13 protein-coding genes are annotated in these 13214 nt (G+C 68.6%); 4 read left to right on the forward strand and 9 right to left on the reverse strand.

The features are described 5' to 3' along the window. Positions 1-91: 91 nt before the first annotated feature. The 4 genes from CBM2594_RS06355 to CBM2594_RS06370 form a co-directional block, all read right to left on the reverse strand. A complete protein-coding gene (locus CBM2594_RS06355; RefSeq protein WP_116356090.1) occupies positions 92-1168 on the reverse strand; it encodes a phosphotransferase in 1077 nt (358 codons plus the stop codon). Positions 1169-1226: 58 nt separating this feature from the next. Further along, positions 1227-1955, reverse strand: a complete 729-nt coding sequence (locus CBM2594_RS06360; RefSeq protein WP_116356091.1) for a histidine phosphatase family protein — start codon at positions 1953-1955, stop codon at positions 1227-1229. A gap of 97 nt (positions 1956-2052) precedes the next feature. Then, positions 2053-2832 (reverse strand): oxepin-CoA hydrolase, alternative type, encoded by a 780-nt coding sequence (locus CBM2594_RS06365; protein WP_116356092.1) that lies wholly within the window; start codon positions 2830-2832, stop codon positions 2053-2055. A gap of 36 nt (positions 2833-2868) precedes the next feature. After that, positions 2869-4392 (reverse strand): 3-hydroxyacyl-CoA dehydrogenase, encoded by a 1524-nt coding sequence (locus tag CBM2594_RS06370; RefSeq protein WP_116356093.1) that lies wholly within the window; start codon positions 4390-4392, stop codon positions 2869-2871. Positions 4393-4579: 187 nt separating this feature from the next. On the opposite strand from CBM2594_RS06370, the gene CBM2594_RS06375 reads away from it, so the two are divergent. Continuing rightward, entirely contained in the window at positions 4580-5221 is a 642-nt protein-coding gene (locus CBM2594_RS06375; RefSeq protein WP_116356094.1) for a glutathione S-transferase, read from the forward strand. Between the two features lie 126 nt (positions 5222-5347). Here CBM2594_RS06375 and CBM2594_RS06380 read toward each other — a convergent pair whose 3' ends face one another. Continuing rightward, a complete protein-coding gene (locus CBM2594_RS06380; protein WP_116356095.1) occupies positions 5348-6520 on the reverse strand; it encodes a pyridoxal phosphate-dependent aminotransferase in 1173 nt (390 codons plus the stop codon). A 93-nt stretch (positions 6521-6613) separates the two neighbouring features. Next, positions 6614-7147 (reverse strand): PIN domain-containing protein, encoded by a 534-nt coding sequence (locus CBM2594_RS06385; protein ID WP_116356096.1) that lies wholly within the window; start codon positions 7145-7147, stop codon positions 6614-6616. Positions 7148-7196: 49 nt separating this feature from the next. Here CBM2594_RS06385 and yaaA point away from each other — a divergent pair, with 49 nt between their 5' ends. Both yaaA and CBM2594_RS06395 read left to right on the forward strand, forming a co-directional pair. Next, positions 7197-7982, forward strand: a complete 786-nt coding sequence (gene yaaA, locus CBM2594_RS06390) for a peroxide stress protein YaaA (protein WP_116357715.1) — start codon at positions 7197-7199, stop codon at positions 7980-7982. Positions 7983-8019: 37 nt separating this feature from the next. Beyond that, positions 8020-9153 carry a M14 family metallopeptidase gene (locus CBM2594_RS06395; protein ID WP_116356097.1) on the forward strand — a complete coding sequence of 378 codons (1134 nt, stop codon included), beginning with the start codon at positions 8020-8022 and terminating at the stop codon, positions 9151-9153. Positions 9154-9230: 77 nt separating this feature from the next. Here the strand turns inward: CBM2594_RS06395 and CBM2594_RS06400 are convergent, their stop codons facing one another. The 3 genes from CBM2594_RS06400 to CBM2594_RS06410 all read right to left on the reverse strand — a co-directional run bounded on the left by CBM2594_RS06400 (position 9231) and on the right by CBM2594_RS06410 (position 12178). Continuing rightward, positions 9231-10046: a BspC domain-containing protein gene (locus tag CBM2594_RS06400; protein WP_373457568.1), complete on the reverse strand. Its 816-nt coding sequence runs from the start codon at positions 10044-10046 to the stop codon at positions 9231-9233. Between the two features lie 242 nt (positions 10047-10288). Continuing rightward, entirely contained in the window at positions 10289-11176 is an 888-nt protein-coding gene (locus tag CBM2594_RS06405; RefSeq protein ID WP_116356098.1) for an N-formylglutamate amidohydrolase, read from the reverse strand. Between the two features lie 15 nt (positions 11177-11191). Beyond that, positions 11192-12178, reverse strand: coding sequence for a tripartite tricarboxylate transporter substrate binding protein BugE (locus CBM2594_RS06410; RefSeq protein WP_116356099.1), 987 nt, complete (start codon positions 12176-12178; stop codon positions 11192-11194). 124 nt (positions 12179-12302) lie between these two features. Between CBM2594_RS06410 and CBM2594_RS06415 the strand changes: the two genes are divergently transcribed. Further along, on the forward strand, positions 12303-13211 hold the full coding sequence (locus CBM2594_RS06415; RefSeq protein ID WP_116356100.1) for a LysR substrate-binding domain-containing protein: 909 nt from the start codon (positions 12303-12305) through the stop codon (positions 13209-13211). The last annotated feature ends 3 nt before the right edge of the window (positions 13212-13214 follow it).

Below are 13214 nucleotides of genomic sequence, written 5' to 3' on the forward strand. Positions count from 1 at the left end.
CGGCATACCACCGGCAGTACTTTGTGGAAGCTCCGGCCCTCACCCCGACCCTCTCCCGCAAGCGGGAGAGGGAGTACCCAGGCGGCAGGCCTCAGCCCTTCGCCTTCTTCGCATACTCCCACCCCATCTCAGCCATCGGCCGCGCGCGCTTGCCGGCGTCGGTGGCCTGCGCCGACGACGCGGTGCCGTCGACCACGCGCTTCATGATCCCCTGCAGGATGCCGGCGATGCGGAACATGCTGAAGGCCAGGTAGAAGTTCCAGTCGCCGGTGATGGGGCGGCCGGTGCGCTGCTCGTACTGGCGGCGGTAGCTGGCTTCGTCGGGGATGCCGAGCGCGGCGAAGTCGAGGCCGGCGATGCCGCGGAACTGGCCGGGGGCGATATGCCAGCTCATGCAGTGGTAGCTGAAGTCGGCCATCGGGTGGCCCAGCGTGGACAGCTCCCAGTCCAGCACCGCCAGCACGCGCGGCTCGGTCGGGTGGAACATCAGGTTGTCGAGCCGGTAGTCGCCATGCACGATCGAGGTCAGGTCGGCGTCTTGCTGCGGGATATGCTGCGGTAGCCAGTCCATCAGCGAGTCCATGGCCGGAATCGATTCGGTCTCAGACAGCTTGTACTGCTTGGTCCAGCGCTCGATCTGGCGCTGGAAGTAGTTGCCGGGCTTGCCGTAGTCGCCCAGGCCGATGGCGTTGTAGTCGACCGAGTGCAGCGCGGCGATGACGCGGTTCATCTCGTCGTAGATGGCGCTGCGCTCGGCGGTGGCCATGCCTGGCAGCGACTGGTCCCACAGCACGCGCCCGGCGACGAATTCCATGATGTAGAAGGCGCGCCCGATCACGGCTTCGTCCTCGCACAGCGCGTACATGCGCGCCACCGGCACGTCGGTGCCGGCCAGCGCGGCCATCACGCGGTATTCGCGCTCGATCGCATGCGCCGACGGCAGCAGCTTGCTCTTGGGGCCGGGCTTGGCGCGCATGACATAGGTCTGTCCCGGCGTGATCAGCTTGAAGGTGGGGTTCGACTGGCCGCCCTTGAACTGCTCCACGGTCAGCGGGCCGGCGAAGCCGTCCACGTGCTGGCGCATCCAGGCTTCCAGCGCGTCGGTGTCGAAACGCTGCTGGTCGGCCACCGGGCGCGTGCCCTCGAAGTGCGATACGTTGCTCGTCATGCTGTCTCCGTTGGTTTTCTGTTCGGGGTTCGATGAGGGGAATCCAGCGCCGGCAACGTCAGCCGGGTTGCTGGCGTCCCCGCAAATACTGGTGCAGCAGCACTTCCATGGTGGTGTGGCGCGTGCCGCTGTGCACGGGCGTGGGCGGCGAGAAGTTGGTCATGCGCACGACCCAGTCGAGCGGGCCGTCGCCCATGTCGAGCACGTTGATGCAGCCGGCGGTCTGCAGCAGCGAGCCGAAGAACACGCGCCGCCCGCAGGTGATGGCCTGCGACAGGATGGCACGGTTGGTGCCGCCGTGCAGCACCATCAGCACGGTATCCCAGTCGGGGTCGTCGCGCAGTCGCGCCAGCGCGGGCAGCACGCGGTCGAGGAAGGCGCCGATGGTCTCGCCGTTGAGAAAGCGCTTGTCTTCGGGCACCTCGCCTTCGAAGGCGCCGACGAAGGCGTCGCGCAGGTCTTCGCTGGCAATCGCGGCGAGGTCGCCGCCGCGGATTTCCTGCAGTGCCGGCCAGACTTCGGGGACCATGCCGTCCATCCCGGGCAGTTCGGCCAGCACGCGTTCCGCGGTCTCGACCGTGCGCGGCAGGCCGCTGACGATGACGCGGTCGAAGCGGATCTGCTCCGCGGCAAAGGCACGGCCGGCGGCGCTGGCCTGCATGCGGCCGGTCTCGTTCAGCGGCACCAGCTCGGGCAGGGCGGTGCGGCGCCCGTCGTCGTCGAAGTAGGACACGGCACCATGCCGCATCAGGTAGATGCGGCGACGCGAGGACGGCGGCAGTTCCATGCGTGGTCTCCTTGCTTTGTGGCGGCATGCCCGTCTGTCGCGGGCTGGCCGTGGGGGTGATCCGCGCGCGGATCCGTTGCCATGATCCGCGAGCGGATCAGCGGTATTGCGGCTTGCGCTTCTCCAGGAAGGCGCTGATGCCTTCGCCGCCGTCGGGGTGGTGCAATGCCGCCACGAAGCTGTCGCGCTCGGCCAGCAGATGCTCGGCGCGCGACGCGGTGGCGGCATGGTTGATCAGCGCCTTGATGCGGCCCACCGCGTGCGGCGACTGCCGCGCCAGGCCGGCCGCCAGGCGCAGCGCTTCATCCAGCGCCTGGCCCGGCTCGGTGACGCGGTTGACCAGCCCGAACTGCGCCAGCCGGCCGGCGTCGGCCGGCTTGCCTTCCATCATCAGTTCGCTGGCCAGCGGCCGCGGCAGTGCGCGCGCAATCTCGTACGAGCCGCCGCCGTCTGGCGTCAGGCCGACCGAGACGTAGGCCATCACGAACTTGGCATCGCGCGCCGCCACCACGAAATCGCAAGCCAGCACCACCGAGAAGCCCGCGCCCGCGGCCGCGCCTTCCACCGCCGCGATGATCGGCTTGGGGAAGGCGTGCAGCGACTCGATCCAGCCGTTCAGCAGCGCGATGCTGTCGGCCTGCACTTGCGGCGGCTGGCTGCGGTTGCCGAGCAGCCGGTTCAGGTTGCCGCCGGCGCAGAAGATGCCGTCGGCGCCGGTGATGACGACCGCGCGCAGCGAGTCATCGGCAGCGGCCTGGTCCAGCGCCGCTTTCGATGCCGCATAGATGTCCGGGTGCAGCGCATTGCGTGCCTCGGGGTTGGAGATGGTCAGCACCAGCGTCGAATCGACGCGTTCGGATAGCAGCTGTGCGGGCATGGGGGCGCTCTGGTTGGGTGCGGTGCTGTTGCGGGATTACTGCTCTTCGGCCAGCAGCGACAGGCCCAGGCCGGCACGGCGCCACAGCCACGGGCTGGGGCGGTAGCGCATGTCGCCGGTCAGCGCTTCCATGTTGCGCAGCGTCTCCAGCACCAGCTGCGGGCCGACCGCATCGCCGAGCGCCAGCGGGCCCTTCGGGTAGCCCAGGCCGAGGTTCACGGCCAAGTCGATGTCCGACGGCGTGGCGATGCGCTGCTGCGCGATGTCGCTGGCGATATTGATGATGCAGCAGAGCACGCGCTGCGCGACGAAGCCGGCCGAGTCGCGGATCACCGTGACCGGCACGCCGTCGCTGGCAAAGAGGCCGTGCGCGGCATCGCGCGCGGCGGCGCTGGTGGCCGGCGTGGTCATCAGCGTGCGGCGCTTGGTGGCCTCGAACGGCAGCAGCGTGTCGATGGCGACGGTGCGGGCCGGGTCCAGGCCCTGTTGCAGCGCGCTGGTGGTGGCGTCCAGGCCCAGCGGCGTGACGATGATCAGCGCGTCGGCCGACGGCTGGTTGCCGCCTTCCGGGGTCACGCCCAGCGCGCCCAGCAGCTTGGTGACCATGGCATGGCCGCGCTCGCTGGCGTGGCTGACCCAGACGCTCGACGGGCGCGCGGCCGGCGCCGCGGCGGCGGCCGGCACCTGCTTCTGGCCATCGGCGTACGAATAGAAACCAGCACCGGCCTTGCGCCCGATCAGCCCGCCGACCGCGCGGATCGCGGTGATCGGCGACGGCCGGTAGCGCGGCTCCTGGTAGAACTGGTTGTAGATCGATTCCATCACCGGATGCGACACGTCCAGCCCGGTCAGGTCCATCAGCTCGAACGGGCCCATGCGGAAGCCGGCCTGCTCGCGCATGATGTTGTCGATATCGGCAAACGCGGCCACGCCTTCCTGCGCCACCTTCAGCCCTTCGATATTCATGCCGCGGCCGGCGTGGTTGACGATAAAGCCCGGCATGTCCTTGCAGCGCACCGGCGTATGGCCCATGCGGCGCGACAGCGCCATTAGCGCATCGCCTACCGCAGGGTTGCCCGACAGGCCGTCGATCACCTCGACCACCTTCATCAGCGGCACCGGGTTGAAGAAGTGGTAGCCGGCGATGCGGCCCGGGTGCTTCGCGCCGACGGCGATCGCCGTGATCGACAGCGACGACGTGTTCGAGGCGATGATGGCGTCCTCGCGCAACACGGCTTCGAGCCTGGCGACCAGGTCGCGCTTGACCTCCAGCTTCTCGACGATGGCTTCGAGCACCATGTCGCAGCCGGCCAGGTCGTCGAGCGCGCCGCAGGGCTTGACGCGGGCCAGCGTGGCCTCGGCGTCGGCGCTGCTGATCTTGCCCTTGTCGGCCAGCCTGGCGAGCGTGTCCTGCAGGTACTTGCGCGCGGCTTCCACCGCCTGCGGGTTGGCGTCGTACAGGTTGACGGTCAGGCCTGCCTGCGCGGCGATCTGCGCGATGCCCCGGCCCATGGCGCCGGTGCCGACGATACCCAGCGTATCGATGGTGAAAGTGCTCATCATTGGTCCCAAAAGTTGTGGTTAAATTAGCACGATCGTACGTTTTTTGCACCTTCCGCGACAGACCGGCGGGGCAGGCGGCGTGCGCTGATCGGCCAGCCGGTTCACTGCAGACCCCGGATGGTCCACAATGCCCCGATCCACGCCACACGATGCGGGGACCCTTCCCATAACGGAGACAGACGACATGCTGAAGCTCTGCGGATTTGCCGCCAGCAACTACTACAACAAAGTGAAGCTGGCGCTGCTGGAAAAGAACGTGCCGTTCGAAGAAGTGCTGGCCTGGATCGGCGAGACCGACCCGGCGGCGACGCCAGCGGGCAAGGTGCCCTACATCATCACCGAATCCGGCCCGCTATGCGAGTCCGAGGCCATCGCCGAATACGTGGAAGCGGCCTATCCGCAGACGCCGCTGCTGCCGGCGGATCCGTACCAGGCCGCCAAGGTGCGCGAGCTCGTTGTGTTCCTGGAACTCTATCTGGAGCTGACCGCGCGCGAGCTGTACCCCGAGGCCTTCTTCGGCGGCAAGGTCAGCGACGGCGTCAAGGAGCGCCAGCACAAGCTGCTGAGCCGCTATATCCCCGCCTTCGCCAAGCTGGCGAAGTTCTCCCCGTTCATCGCCGGCGACCGCTTCACGCTGGCCGATTGCGCAGCCGCGGTGCACCTGCCGCTGGTGTCGTCGTGCACCAAGATCATCTACGGCACCGACATGCTGGCGGACCTGCCGGTCAAGGACTACCTGAAGACGCTGTCGCAGCGCGAGTCGGTGCAGAAGGTCAATGCCGACCGCAAGGCGAATACGGAGCTGATGATGAGCCGGAGGAAGTAAGCGGTTCGATTTGCCGCATGTGTGCTCCCTCTCCCGCTTGCGGGAGAGGGGAGCACACCGGCAGCTTGGGATAGTCCCCAGATAAAAAAACGCCCGCGAGTTCATCGCGGGCGTTTACGTTTCACTTCACAGCTTCCCCAACCGCTCCAGCGCCAGCGCCAGCGTCTCTTCCTTCTTCGCAAAGCAGAAGCGCACCACGCCCGCTTCACGCGGCTGCGAGTAGAAGGCCGAGACCGGGATCGCGGCCACGCCGATCTCGCGCGTCAGCCACATGGCGAAGTCGGCCTCGCTCAGGTCAGAGATGGCGGAATAATCGACGCACTGGAAATACGTGCCGTCCGACGGCAGCAGCTTGAAGCGCGAACCGGCCAGCCCCGCGCGGAAGAAATCGCGTTTGGCCTGGTAGAACGCCGGCAGCTGCAGGTAGGGCGCGGCATCGGCCATGTAGTCGGCCAGGCCGTGCTGCACCGGCGTGTTCACCGTGAATACGTTGAACTGGTGCACCTTGCGGAATTCCGCCATCAGCGCGGCGGGCGCGGCCACGTAGCCGACCTTCCAGCCGGTCACGTGGTAGGTCTTGCCGAAGCTGGAGATGACGAAGCTGCGCCGCGCCAGCTCCGGGTGGCGCGACACCGAGGCATGCGGCTGGCCGTCGTAGACCATATGCTCGTAGACCTCGTCCGACAGCAGCAGGATGTCGGTGCCGGCGACGATCTGCGCCAGCCGTTCCATGTCGGCCGCGCGCCAGATCGTGCCGGTGGGGTTGTGCGGCGTGTTGATCAGGATCATGCGCGTGCGCGGCGTGATCGCGGCGGCGAGCTTGTCGAAGGGCACGCGGAAGGCGGGCGCTTCCAGCGCGACCGGCACCGCGGTGGCGCCGGCCAGCTCGATCGCGGGCAGGTAGCTGTCGTAGCACGGCTCCAGCACGATCACCTCGTCGCCCGGATGCACCGCGCACAGGATCGCGGTCAGGATGCCCTGCGTTGCGCCCGCGGTGACCGTGATCTCGGTGTCCCAGCTGTACTGGTGGTCATACAGGCTGGCGATCTTGGCGGCGATGGCCTGGCGCAGGCGCGGCACGCCCGCCATCGGCGGGTACTGGTTATGGCCGGCGCGCATGGCGCCGGCCACCGCATCGACGATCCTGGCGTCGCAGTCGAAGTCCGGGAAGCCCTGGCCCAGGTTGACCGCGTTCTTCTCGGCGGCGAGCGCCGACATCACGGTGAAGATGGTGGTGCCGACGCCGGGCAGGCGCGAGGGCGGCGGCGTCAGGGGAGCGAGCGTGGTGTCTGCGGACATGGGGCAGGGTGTCGATGCGATGGGAACGGTTGGCGGTCAGCGTGCGGCCGCGCAGGGCAGCGCCGCGAGCCGCCATTCTAAGGCGGATCGGCCCTAAAGCGGATCGGCGGGCGCGTCCAGCGCGGCCAGCCAGGCGCCGAATGCCGGCGGCGTCATCACTTCCACGCCGCTGCTGCGGCGCAGCCGCGTGCGCAGCTTGAGCACGGCCTTGTCCTTCGAGACCAGGCAGGCGGCGCCGGCAAAGTGGGCCAGCTCGACGAACTTCTGGTCGTCGGTGTCCTTGCAGCGCGGCAGGCGGATCGCGTCGCAGTCGGCCTGCGGCGGCGCCGCTTCCAGGCTGGCGAGCCGGTCGACGGTGGCCAGCGCCGCGCCGATATCGACGTCGAAGCGCGCGAATTGCGGATAGGCCAGCACCCGGCGCAGTTCCTCGCGGCAGTCGGCGCGGATCACCGGGGCGATGGTGCCGGCTTCCAGCGCGGCGCGGATCGGCTCGACGTGCGGGTCGCGGAACACCAGCAGGTCGACCCAGATATTGGAGTCCAGCACCACGCGCGGCGCGGATGTGATGCCGGCGGGGCAGTCGGCCGTGCCGGCGGGCGGGTTGGTTGCGGTGGTGTCGAGGCGCATTCGCTACAATCTGGGCTTGTTTGTCCTTGGCTACTGCCGCGATTTTGCCATGCTCATCGTTTTGTCTCCCGCCAAGTCGCTGGACTACGAGACTCCCGCCCGCATCAAGACCCACACGCTGCCGCGCTTCATCGACCGTTCCGCCGCGCTGATCGAGCGCCTGCGCCGGCTGGCGCCGCAGGACGTGGGCGCGCTGATGGACATCTCGGACAAGCTCGCGGTGCTCAACGTGACGCGCTACGCCGACTGGTCGCCAACGTTTACCGCGGCCAACAGCAAGCAGGCGGTGCTGGCCTTCAACGGCGATGTCTACGACGGCCTCGACGCCAAATCGCTGTCGGCCGAAGACCTCGGCTTCGCGCAGAAGCATCTGCGCATCCTGTCCGGCCTGTACGGCGTGCTGCGCCCGCTGGACCGGATGCAGCCCTACCGGCTGGAAATGGGCACGCGGCTGGACAACGCCGCCGGCAAGGACCTGTACGCGTTCTGGGGCGACGATGTCACGCAGATGCTCAACGCCGACATGTCCGAGCTGAAGCAGGAAGGCGCGCCGGTGCTGGTCAACCTTGCTTCGGAAGAGTATTTCAAGGTGGTGCGGCCCAAGGTGCTGCAGGCGCGCATCGTCACGCCGGTATTCGAGGACTGGAAGGGCGGCCGCTACAAGATCATTTCGTTCCACGCCAAGCGGGCCCGCGGCACCATGGCGCGCTACGCGGTGACGCACCGCGTGACCGAGCCGGACAAGCTCAAGCGCTTCGCCGAGGACGGCTATGCCTTCGACAAGGCGGCGTCGGACGCGACCCGCTGGGTGTTCCGCCGCCGCCTGGAAGACTGAGAACGCGCCCCGCAACCATCGCACGAGCCCGCCACCCATGCTGCATATCTCTTCGCATTTCGATTCCGGCGCCATCGAGGTCGAGGCGCTCGACCGCGCCGACGATATCCGCCTGCGCATCCGCGCCGATTCGCACGCCGACTTCCGCCAGTGGTTCCATTTCCGCTTGCAGGGCGCGGCCGGGCAGGCGTGCCGCCTGCACTTCCTGAACGCGGGCGATTGCACCTATCCGGATGGCTGGCGCGACTACCGCGCGGTGGCGTCCTACGACCGCGCCAACTGGTTCCGCGTGCCGACGCGCTTCGACGGCCAGGTGATGACCGTCGAGGTCACGCCCGAGCACGACAGCATCTGGTTCGCGTATTTCGAGCCGTACCCGGATGAGCGCCACCTGTCGCTGCTGGCGAGCTGCCAGCGCTCGCCGCTGGCGCGGCTGTCGCACCTGGGCAGCACCGTCGACGGGCGCGACATGACGCGCGTCACCGTCGGCGAGCCCGGCCCGGGCAAGTCGACCATCTGGATGATCGCGCGCCAGCATCCGGGCGAGAGCATGGCCGAATGGTTTGTCGAGGGCGTGCTGCAGCGGCTGACCGGCACCGGCATGTGGGCAGGCGACCCGGTCGCGCGCAAGCTGCTCGAGCGCGCGGTGTTCCATATCGTGCCGAACATGAACCCCGACGGCTCGGCGCGCGGCAACCTGCGCACCAATGCCGCCGGCGCCAACCTGAACCGCGAGTGGATGGCGCCGAGCCCCGACACCAGCCCCGAGGTCTACCACGTGCGCCGCGCGATCGAGGCCAGCGGCTGCGACATGTTCTTCGATATCCATGGCGACGAGGGCCTGCCGTACAACTTCGTCGCCGGCAGCGAGATGCTGCCGGGCTTCACCGAAGCGCGCCGGCGCGAGCAGCAGCGCTTTATCGAGGCCTTCAAGCGGGCCTCGCCGGACTTCCAGGACGTGCATGGCTATGCCGCCAGCAAGTACAACGCCGATGCGCTCAAGCTGGCGTCGAAGTACATCGGCCATACCTTCGGCTGCCTGGCGCTGACGCTGGAGATGCCGTTCAAGGACAACGCCGACCTGCCGGATCCTGAGGTGGGATGGAATGGTGCGCGCAGTGCGCTGCTGGGGACGGCGATGCTGCAGGCGATACTGGATTACCTGGGCTGAGGCCGGCGAGGGTTTGCTCCCCTCTCCCGCTTGCGGGAGAGGGGAGAACCCAAGCGCTGGGCGCGAATGCCTCGGGCTTACTGCTTCTTCTTGCTGCTAGCCTTGGCCGAACCCGACGTCGATTTCGCCGACGTCGACCTGGCCGAACCCGACTTCACCGACTTCGATGCCGAAGCCTTGCCCGACTTCGCCGCCGTGCTCTTGCCCTTCGCGCTCTTGCGGCTCTTGCTGGCCGACGTGCGCGTGGCGGTGGGCACCGCCGGCGCGGCGGCGGGCTCGCTGATGGTGGCGCCGCCGCTGTCGAGCAGTTCGTACGCCAGCATCATGCCGTCGTCATAGCCGCAGCGCACCTTCACCGGCTGCCAGTCGTCGCTGCCGCGGCGCTTGTGCGCGGTGGCGGCGAAGGTGACCACCGAGCTGACCGGCACCGCCTGCTTGCCCGGCGAGAAACGCCCGCTCCAGGGCTCGGTGGTGGCCTGTCCCGCGGCGAGCGCGCCGGTGGGGATCTTCAACGCGTCGTAGGTGGCCGAGCGCGGCACCACCCAGCTGGCGTGGGCGGCGCAGTCGGCCACGTCGCTGGTGGCGTTCTCGGTCTTCATCAGCTGTTCGCGCATGCGCGCGCGGTACTCGGCCAGGCTGACGCGGCCGCGGTCGGGCAGGTTGATGGTCTTGGTGGGGGGCGATGCGGAGACTGCCGGGGCGGGTGCAGGGGCCGGGGCGGCGGCGGGGCGGGCTTGCGCCGCGGCGGGGGCCGGGGCCGTGCTGGTGGCGCCGGCGCTGCCGGCGGCCTCGTCCGGCAGGTTGGCGCAGCCTGCCAGCGCGATCGCACCGGCCACTGCGGCAGCCACCATGCGGAGCCGGCTGCCGAGCATTGCGGAGATTCGTCGGATCACGGTGTGAGCGGTGTGTGCTTGCCTGGGATTGCCTGCCGGCGCCATGGGCCGGCAGCCAGGATGGGTTCGCAAAGGATTGCCATGATAGAGGAAACCCACCTGCCAAAGTTCCTAAATCTTGTTACCCATTCTTCTAAAGCATGGCGAGCACGCCACCGCCCGCGCGAAGTGATTCCGGCGCGGACGGGAATTCTCCGAGCGCGGCCCCGGCGGCGAAGCCGCCCCCCGGGCCGCGGCGGATTTCAGGCCACGCGCGATGGCATCGCGCGCGTAAAGCGCAGCAGTTCGTCGAGCAGGCTGTTCAGGTCGTGCCGCAGCTTGGCAAAGCCGGCGCTGTGCGTCAGGCCCGCTTCGTCCATGTAGAGCTTGCGGTTGACTTCCAGCTGCAGGCTGTGGCGGCCGGCCTGCGGCTGGCCGACCACGCGCACGATCTCGACGCCCTTGTACGGGTGGTTGCGCCAGACCTCGTAGCCCATCTCCTTGAGCAGGCCCTCGACCCGGTCGGTAAAGCGCTTGTCGCAGGTGGTGCCGTCGCGGTCGCCGACGACGAAATCCGGATGCTCCAGGCCGGGGAACTCGGTCGCGAAGGGCGCGGCGTGGCTGGGCATCGAATGGCAGTTGATGTGCCACGCGCTGCCATGGCTGGCAACGGCATGCTCGGCCAGCTTCTGCAGCTGCGCGTAGTAGGGCAGGTAGCAGCGCTCGATGCGGGCCTGCACCTCGGCCACGCTCAGCTTGCGGTCGTAGATGGCTTCGCCGGTGTCCAGCACGCGCCAGACCAGGCCCTTGCCCAGCCGGGTCTTGGAAGTTTCCTGCTTCGCGCCGGGCCAGGGCGCGTCGAGCAGGGCTTCGTCGATTTCCTCGAGCGCGCGGTTGGCGTCGAGGTAGCTGCGCGGAAAGCCCGCGCACAGCAGCGGGATGCCGCGCGCCGGGGCGCCTGCGTAAAGCTCGTCGACAAAGGTGTCCTCGGCCTGGCGCAGCAGCGGCAGCGGCAGCGCGGGATCGGGGCGGAAGTCCGTCGGGTACGTGGTCGCGCTGTGCGGCGAGTCCAGGAACAGCGCCGCGGGCTCGCCCTCGGGCTGGTACAGGCAGAACGGACTATCCGCGGTGGTTCGGTCGGTGTCGGTCATGGTGATGCTGTGGGGTCAGTCGAGCGAGATCTTGGCGGCGGCGGCGACGCGCTTGTTCTTGGCCACTTCGGTCTTGATCTGGGCGGCAAAGTGCGCCGGGGTGTCGCCCACCGGGGTTGCGCCCAGCTTCTCCAGCTTGGCCTTGACCTCCGGCAGCGCCAGCACCTTGAGCGCGGCGGCATGCAGCTTGTTCTGCAAGTCGGCCGGCAGGTTGGCCGGCGCGATCAGGCCGAACCAGGCGGCGTCGTTGACTTCGCCCAGGCCGAGTTCGGCGAAGGTCGGCACATTGGGCAGCGCGGCCACGCGCTTGGGCGCCGCCACTGCGAGCGCGCGCAGCTTGCCGGCTTCGATGAACGGCAGCGACGACGGCAGGTTGTCGAACAGCACCTGCACCTGGCCGGCCAGCGCGTCGTTCAGCGCCGGGCCCACGCCCTTGTACGGCACGTGCAGCAGTTCGGTCTTGCTGCTCATCTTGAACAGTTCCCCCATCATGTGCGAGACGCTGCCGTTGCCGGCCGAGCCATAGGCCAGCTTGTTCGGCTGCGACTGCGCCAGCGCGATGAAGGACTTCATGTCGGTGGCCTTGACCGCCGGGTTGATGCTCATCACGTTCGGCACCGAGGCCAGGTTGGTGATGGTGGTGAAGTCCTTGGTGGCATCGTAGGACAGGCGCGGGTAGACCGCCGGGTTGATGCCATGGGTCGACGCCGTGGCGATGCCGAGCGTGTAGCCGTCCGGCGCGGCCTTGGACAGGAAGGTGGTGCCGATGCTGCCGCCGGCGCCGCCGCGGTTATCGACCACCACGGGCTGGCCCAGCTGCTGGCCGAGCTTGTCGGCGACGATGCGCGCGACGATGTCGGTGGTGCCGCCGGCCGGGAACGGCACGACCAGCGTGATCGGCTTGCTAGGGTAGCCGGGCTGCGCGGCGGCGCTGAAGGAAATGCCGGCGGCGACGGTGGCCGTCGCGGCGGCCAGGATTCGGAGAAGGTGGCGACGTTGCATGGGGGAATCCAGGGCAAGAGGAAGAATTAAGCGGACTTCACGATTCTGCGCGCCCGAGCAAGGGCGCCGCAAACGAAATAAAATCCCTAGCTCATTCCATCTGGTCGTGAAGTAGAGGTGATTTATGCGACGCCTATGTCCGTCGCTGACCGAGTTGCACGCCTTCGAGGCGGCGGCGCGCCATAACAGTTTTACCGTAGCCGCCCGCGAGCTGCATGTCACGCAGGGCGCGGTCAGCAAGCAGGTGCGCAGCCTGGAGGCCTACCTTGGGGTGGAGCTGTTCCAGCGGGTGCGCCAGCGGCTGGTGCTGACCCCGGCGGGCGAGCGCTACCTGGAGCGCATCGGCCCCAGCCTGAACGAACTCGAGGCCGCCACCGTTGAGCTGATGGCGGGGCAGGGGCGCGGCGGCGTGCTGCATATCGCCAGCATGCCGACGCTGGGCGCCAAGTGGCTGATCCCGCGCCTGCCGCAGTTCTTCGCGCGCCATCCGGAGGTCACGCTGGAGTTCGTGCCGCATGCCCAGGGCTACGATTTCTCCGAGCCAGACCTCGATGCCGCGATCCGTTTCGGCGACGGCGTCTGGCCCGGCAGCCTGGCCGACTACATGACCGGGCGCGAAGTCTTGCCGGTGTGCCGGCCGGGCCTGCTGGCGTCAGAGCCCGATGGCGTGGCGCCGACGCCGGCGGCGCTGCTGCGCTATCCGCTGCTGCACCACACGACGGTGCCCGAGGCCTGGCCCGACTGGTTCGCGACGCTGGGCCTGCCCACGCGCGACGCCTGGAGCGGCGCGCGCTTCGACCAGTTCTCGCTGCTGACGCAGGCGGCGCTGTCGGGGCTGGGCATCGCGCTGATCCCGCGCTGCCTGATCGAGCAAGAGCTGGCCACCGGCGCGCTGGTGGTGGCGCATCCCGCGCAGGTGCTGGCCAAGAAGGGCTATTACCTGTGCTATCCGGAGCAGAAGCAGCACCTGCCGGCGCTGCGCACGTTCCGGGCGTGGGTGATGGAGGGGGCGGACCTGGCGCGGCCCGCCTGATGG

Origin of the sequence: Cupriavidus taiwanensis, from assembly GCF_900249755.1 — a bacterium.
GTDB classification, from domain to species: Bacteria; Pseudomonadota; Gammaproteobacteria; order Burkholderiales; family Burkholderiaceae; genus Cupriavidus; species Cupriavidus taiwanensis_D.